Source organism: Thermoanaerobaculia bacterium (assembly GCA_035260525.1).
Taxonomy (GTDB): Bacteria; Acidobacteriota; Thermoanaerobaculia; order UBA5066; family DATFVB01; genus DATFVB01.
The window spans coordinates 1-6,359 of sequence record DATFVB010000128.1 but is presented as its reverse complement, the minus strand read 5'-3'; the positions used below and the strand labels follow the sequence as shown (position 1 = coordinate 6,359).

Genomic DNA, 6,359 nt, shown 5'->3' with positions numbered 1-6,359 from the left:
CTCAGACACTCCCTCCGCTCAGATATTGCACTTGGCTGTCAATCCGCCATAGCCCTCCAGAGCGACGTCGGGGCGGGCTCGCGCCTCGCCGCGCCTCGACGTTTTCTCAAATTGCCAACGGTTTCTCCGATTCATTGGGTTCGAGTTGGCTTCGAGACGTCGTTCCGCAACTCGGTTGTGGTGACGCCGAGGCGTGGCCAGACGTGCTGGAAGACGGGCCCGGCGGGTCGGCCGGCGGCTAAGGCGTACGGAGAACGTACGTCGTGCCGGCGGCCGGCCCGACGGACCCGTATAACGGCGCGTATGGTCCGCGCTTGCCCTACTCGGCGGGGACGTAGATGGAGTCGCCCGTAATCGCGTCGACCACCGCAGCGAACGGTATGACCTTGCCCGTTCCCGAATCGATCGTGAACTCGATGTAGCCGTTCGGGACGGCGGCCGCGCCGACGAGCTCGGCGGCGCTCGTCATCTCGAACGTGTTCGCGCCGAGCGCGTACGCTTTGGTGCCGAGCGGAATCCCGTCCTCGTCGAAGAACGTCGCCCGGACGGTCGCCGATTTTCCGGCAACCTCCGTGAACCCGAAGTTCGTGCGGAAACGCGCGTCCTGCTCGAGGTGGATCGACACGGCGCGCCCGCCGGCCGCGAGCGCCGCATTCGCCGTCGTGCCGTTCACGAAGAACCCGTAGCTTCCGACCCCGCCCGCGTTCGGCGTCGACGTGTGGATCGAGGCGGCGAGCCGCGCCGGCGATTCGGGGTGGACGCGGATCCCCGCGATCCCCTCACCGTCGAACCCGAAGAGAGTCCTGAGGACGTCCGGGTAGGCGACGGTCTGCCCGGCCGCGATCGTGACCGGCGACGGCGGCGCGGGCGGGGCGAACCCCGGAGACGGGATGAGCTTGAAGTCGACCGTCCGCGGCCCGTCGGAGGCGTTCGTGACCGAGAGGTCGGACGTGAAGAACGTGCCGCCGCCGCCGTGGATGCGGCCGCCGCCGGCGAGGAGCACGTCGTCGCCGCTCTCCGGGACGGAACCGCCGATCGAGAGCAGCGTGTCGCCGGACCCTTCGTCGACCGTCGCCGCGTACGGCACCACCCGCCCGCCCGAGATCACGGTGAAGTCGACGCGCACCGGAGCGGCGCGGAAGAAGCCTCCCGCCGCGGGATCGCGCTGGACGTTCGAATCGGCGGGCACGGTTTCGGTGTAGGCGCCGAGCGGCCCGCCGTTCTCGTCGAAGCCCTCGACGCGCACGGAGGCCGTTCTGCCGGACACCTCGGTCAGGCCGACGTTCGTGTGGAACCCGGCGCCGGTCGGAATCCCGTTGGCGACTGCCACGGCCTCGGCGGGACCGGTTCCCTCGGACGGCAGGACGGATCCCGCGAACGTCCCGAACGTTCCTCCCGCGGCGTCGGCGGTGTATGCGCGCGAGGACGCGAGGAACGGATGACCGTCGGAAACGAGGACGAGGCTTCCGGCGCCGCTGTCGAGATGGAAGTCGTTCGTGACGAGATCGTCGAGCGCGAGCGACTGCCTCGGCAGGATTTCGTGCGCGACGTGGAGCGCGTTCGACCCCGGCTGCCCTTCGGGCACGAGGAACGCGTCGACGGTCAGGATGTGGGCGGCGTCGGGATTGACGAGCCGGCCGTCGCTCCGAAACGGGAACTGGAGTCCCTGGATGTGGGCGACGAGGGGGATCGACCGGCGGAAGAGCGAATCGGAGGCCTCGGGCACCGGCTCGCTCGTCACGCCGGTCCCGAATCGCGTCAGGATCGTGTTGCTGACGTTTCCGGCCGCATCCGTCACCGACACGGCCACGCTCTCGCAGCTGCCGCAGCCGAGCGTGGTCGTGAAGGTCGGGAGCTGCAGGTCGAGCGCGAGATCGGGGGAGCTCGTGTTGACGCCGAGGGTGGCGAACGTGGCGGAGACGCTCCCGAGCAGCGCGCCCGAGGCGTCGTAGAAGTCGAGGCTGATCGACGCGAGGTCGGCGTCGGGATCGTGGGCGACGAGGTTGATGTCGAGCTGGTTCTGCGCCGCCGAGAACGACGACGTCGCCGAGTCGAGCGCGGGCGCCGTTCCCGCCGGGTACGCGATGCGGATCCAGTACGGGATGGAGAGCGAGCCGTCGATCGAGGCGCCGTCGTCGGAGACGAGGATCGCTCCCTCCGAGTCGTTCTGCCCGGACCGGAGGCCGTTGCCGAGCGCCAGCGAGAGCGTGAACTTCCCCGTGGCGCCGGGCGCGAGCGTCATCGTCGCGGGAGAGATGGAGGGGACGACGGCGAGGTCGGAGAGCGCGGGCGAGAGCGCCGCGGCCAGCGTGTAGGTGACCGGCGCGTCCGTCTTGTTCTCGAGCGTGAAGACCCGGTCGAGGGCGTGGGGCCCGGGCAGCGTGTTGAACGCGACCCGCCGGTACGAATAGCTCGCCGGCAGCACGATCGAGCCGACGCGCGAGGCGGCCCCGAGGTCGATCTCTCCCGAGCCGCGCTGGAGCACGGAAAGCTCCCCGATCTGGAGCGGGTCGCCCGCCGCCGCCGGCCGCGCCGCCGTTTCCATGAGCGCGGCCTTGATCTCGGCCGGCGTCCAGTCGGGATGCTTCTGCTTGACGAGGGCCGCGCTTCCCGCCGCCCGCGGCGCGGAGAACGAGGTCCCCTGCCCGAAGGCGAATCCGGACGGGTCGTAGAAGGCCGAGGGGTCCGTCTCGTCGTCGCCGAACCGGCCGTCCCCGAGCGCCGAGTCGTCCTGGACCGCGCCGTAGCTTCCCGTTCCGACGGTCGTCAGGTCCGGTTTGATCTGGAGGTCGAGCGTGGGGCCGAGGGAGGAAAAGCTCGCGAGCTCGTGCGCCGGCGTCGAAAAGACCGCGGGGGGAGTGCTCGCGGGAGCGGGGCCGAAAGTTCCCTGCGCGGAGGGCGGGTTTCCCGCGTTCGCGTCGAGGTACGCCTTCAGGCTCAGGCCGTCGCTCCGGCCGATGAAGATCCCCGGGATCGTCGTCTGCCCCGTGGCCGCGACGAGGACCTGGTCCCCGCCGTCGGACCCGTCGGCCTTGTTGTAGATCACGACGCCGATCGCCCCCGCGGTCTGCGCGTTCTGCACCTTCGTCTCGAACGTGCAGGTGCCGCGCTGGACGAGCACGACCTGACCGGAGAGGGGAACGCCCGCTCCCGCGAGCGCCGTGCACGCGGTGCCGTCTCCCGTCCCGTCGAGCCCGTCCCAGTCCGCGAAGGGCGCGGAGAACGGCGTCGAGGGAAAGTCCGGGGGGATCGTGTTGCCGTTGGCGTCGGTATGCTCGGCCCGCGCGCCGACGATGTTCGTCAGGTCGGCCGGAGGGACCGTGTGGCCGGAAGTCATCGCCACGCGCGCGAGCTCGGAAGCGGTGATTCCCGAGTGCGCGTTCGTCGAGGCGCCGACGGAGATCACCTCGGGCACGTCGGCCGTCGAGCTGATCGAGTCCGGGTTCGCGTTTCCGCTCGCGTCCTGGCCGGCGTTGCCGGCCGACACCGTGATCACGACCCCCGCGGCGATCGCGTTCTGGATCGCCTCGTTCTCCGCGGCGGCGCTGTAGAGGAACGGTTCGTTGCCGTTGCCGTCCGAGAGGCCGAAGCTCATGTTCAGCACGTCCATCCCGTCGGCCGCCGCGGCCTCGATCGCCGCGATGATGTTGTCGCTGTACGCGCCCGGGGAGAACACCTTGTAGTCGCCGAGGTACGCCTTCGGCGCGACCCCCGAGATCGTCACCGGCCGGCGCCCGCTTCCGGAGAGCGTCACCTTCGCGCCGGCGGCCACGCTCGCCGTGTGGGAGCCGTGGCCGGAGAGGTCCTGCGCGGTCTTTTGAGAGGGCGACAGGTTGGGGTCGGCGGAGTCGACGATCCCCTGGAAATATTTCGCGACGATCACCTTCGTGTTGGCGAGACCGTGGCCGTCGTTCTCCTTCGGGAACCCGTCCGGCATGGGCAGGGTCGGGTCGGAGAACATCGGGTTCGAGAAGTCGATGCCGGTGTCGAGATCGGCGATCTTGACGCCCTTTCCGGCTTCCGCGTCTCCTCCGAGAGCGGTCCAGAACGCGGGCGCTCCCATGAGCGGGTTCGAGGCGTCGAGGTGCAGCGCGTATTTCCGGACCGGGAAGACGGAGCGCACGCGCGGGTCGCGCTGGAGCACCGGCAGCGCCCCGGAAGGGACGAGGACCGCCATGCCGTTCAAGACGCGGACGTAGCGGGCGCCCGTCGAAAAGCCGCCGATTCGGGCGCGCATGTCGCTCGCGAACTGGTCCTGCCGCGACCGGATCGCCTCGATCTTCGCGTCGAGGTCCGCCGACGGCGCACCCGGGCGGGCCGCGGCGCGGTCCCCGCGGGCCGCGACCGGCGCCTCGCGAAAGACCACGACGTACGCCTCGCGTCCGTCGGGCGCGACCGCCGTGGTCATCGAAGCGGCCGGCAGGACCGCGCGAACCGGGCCGCCGGCGGCGGCCGCCCGCAGCGCCGTTGCCGCGAGGGCGACGAGGAGGATCCGGGGAAGGGTTCGAAGGCTCACGGGCGGCTCCTTGGCGTTCGGACGACGATCTCGGGGGTCGCGCGGGAAAACGCTCCCGCGCGGCCGGAAATTCCTGCCGATGCTATCCTCGAAATCGGTGATCGCCGTCCTCGCCGACTCCCATCTGGGGCCGTCTCCGGCCGACGTGGACCCGTTTCTCCGCGCGCTCTCGCAGATGCGGCGGCGGGGCGCGACGGCGCTCTACCTCCTGGGCGACGTCTTCCACTACCTGATCGCGGACCGGAAGTTCGCCACTCCCGGGCTCGACCGCTTCCTGGAGGGGGTGCGCGAGTTCCGGGCTTCGGGGGGCCGGGTCGTCTATGTCGAGGGAAACCGCGACTTCTTCCTCCGGAACTCGTATCTCGAGCCCGAATTCGACGCGGTCGCGGATCGCGCCGTCTTCCGCGCGGGACGGGCGTCCTTCTACCTGACGCACGGCGACACGATCAACGCCCGCGACTGGCCCTACCGGTTCTGGCGCTTCCTCTCGAAGAACCGGCTGTCGTGGGCCGCGATGAAGCTCGTTCCGCGATCGGCGGCGAACCGCTTCGTCGCCTCGATGGAGCGCCGCCTCCGCGACACGAACTTCAAGCACAAGTCTCGGCTGCCGGTCGAGATGATCGAGCGTTTCGCGCGGCGCCGCCGCCGGGAAGGGTACGACGTCGTGCTGCTCGGCCACTTCCACGAGGCATGGCGCGGGGAATGGGATGACGCCGCTGCGGAGATCGTGCCGCCGTTTCTCGAGGAGAAGAGCTGGATCGAGGTGGACGAGGAGGGGCGCACCGCGCGCGTCGCGCTCGCGTGATCGTCGCCGCGGTCCCCGCGCGGGGTCCCTTTCGGGGAGCCGTCGCGGTTCCTCCGTCGAAGAGCTTCACGAACCGCGCGCTCATCCTCGCGGCCGTCGCGACGCGTCCGGTCGAGATCCGCCGGCCGCTCGACTGCGACGACGCCGAATCGCTGATCGCGGCGCTCTCCGCCGCCGGCGTCCGTATCCGCCGCGAGCGGGATGTTCTCCTCGTCGCACCGGGCGCACCCCCTTCCGGGGAAGCGATCCTCGATGCGCGGGAGTCCGGGACCGCCTGCCGCTTCCTCGCGGCGTTCGCGGCCGCGACGCCCGGGCTGCGCGCGCGCCTGGGCGGCTCGCCGCGTCTGTGCGAGCGGCCGATCGGCGGGCTCGTCGACGCCCTCCGGATGCTCGGCGCGGAGATCGCCTATGCCGGAACGGAGGGATTCCCGCCGCTCGCGATCCTCGGCAAGGAGCTCGCCGGCGGGTCCGTCGAGGTGGCGGCGTCGGAATCGAGCCAGTACGCGTCGGCCCTCCTGCTCGCCGCGCCCCGCTTCCGCGCCGGGCTCGACCTCGCGCTCACCGGCCCCGCCGTGTCGCGCGCGTACCTCGACACCACCCGCGAGGCGATGGCGGCGGCGGGCATCGAGACCGTTTTCGCGGAGGGACGATTCCGGGTGGCGGCCGGCGCGGCGGTGCGCGCGGACTCCCTCGACGTGCCCGGCGACTGGTCGTCGGGCGCTTCTCTGGCGGCCGCCGTCGCGGTCGCCGGCGGATCCCTGCGGCTCGAGCATCTTCCCTGGCCGTCGACGCAGGCGGACGCGCGGGCCGTCGCCGTGCTGCAGGCGATGGGTCTCGCCGTCGACGCGGACGGCGGGTCGGTGACCGTCTCGGGGAAGGCCGATCGGCCCGTGGAGGTCGATGCCGCCGATTTCCCGGACGCGGTGCCGGTGCTCGCGGCCGTCGCGGGGAGGGTGGAAGGGAAGAGCGGGTTCCGGGGCGTCGAGCATCTCCGCCTGAAGGAGAGCGACCGGATCGCGGCGATGGAGGACCTCCTCG

General features: G+C 71.2%; 3 protein-coding genes. 2 read left to right on the top strand and 1 reads right to left on the bottom strand.

Annotation, left to right across the window (positions count from 1 at the left end; translation table 11 throughout):
• Nucleotides 1–319: 319 nt before the first annotated feature.
• On the bottom strand, nucleotides 320–4,516 hold the full coding sequence (locus VKH46_06075; GenBank protein HKB70393.1) for a S8 family serine peptidase: 4,197 nt from the start codon (nucleotides 4,514–4,516) through the stop codon (nucleotides 320–322).
• 79 nt (nucleotides 4,517–4,595) lie between these two features.
• On the opposite strand from VKH46_06075, the gene VKH46_06070 reads away from it, so the two are divergent.
• Nucleotides 4,596–5,321, top strand: coding sequence for a UDP-2,3-diacylglucosamine diphosphatase (locus tag VKH46_06070; GenBank protein ID HKB70392.1), 726 nt, complete (start codon nucleotides 4,596–4,598; stop codon nucleotides 5,319–5,321).
• Nucleotides 5,318–6,359: 3-phosphoshikimate 1-carboxyvinyltransferase (locus VKH46_06065; GenBank protein ID HKB70391.1), on the top strand; the 1,042-nt coding region annotated here is incomplete at its 3' end. The genes VKH46_06070 and VKH46_06065, both read left to right, overlap by 4 nt.

Excerpts from the sequence above, each read along its gene's own strand:
- VKH46_06070 (HKB70392.1), top strand. The coding sequence starts at position 4,596 with ATGCTATCCTCGAAATCGGTGATCGCCGTCCTCGCCGACTCCCATCTG.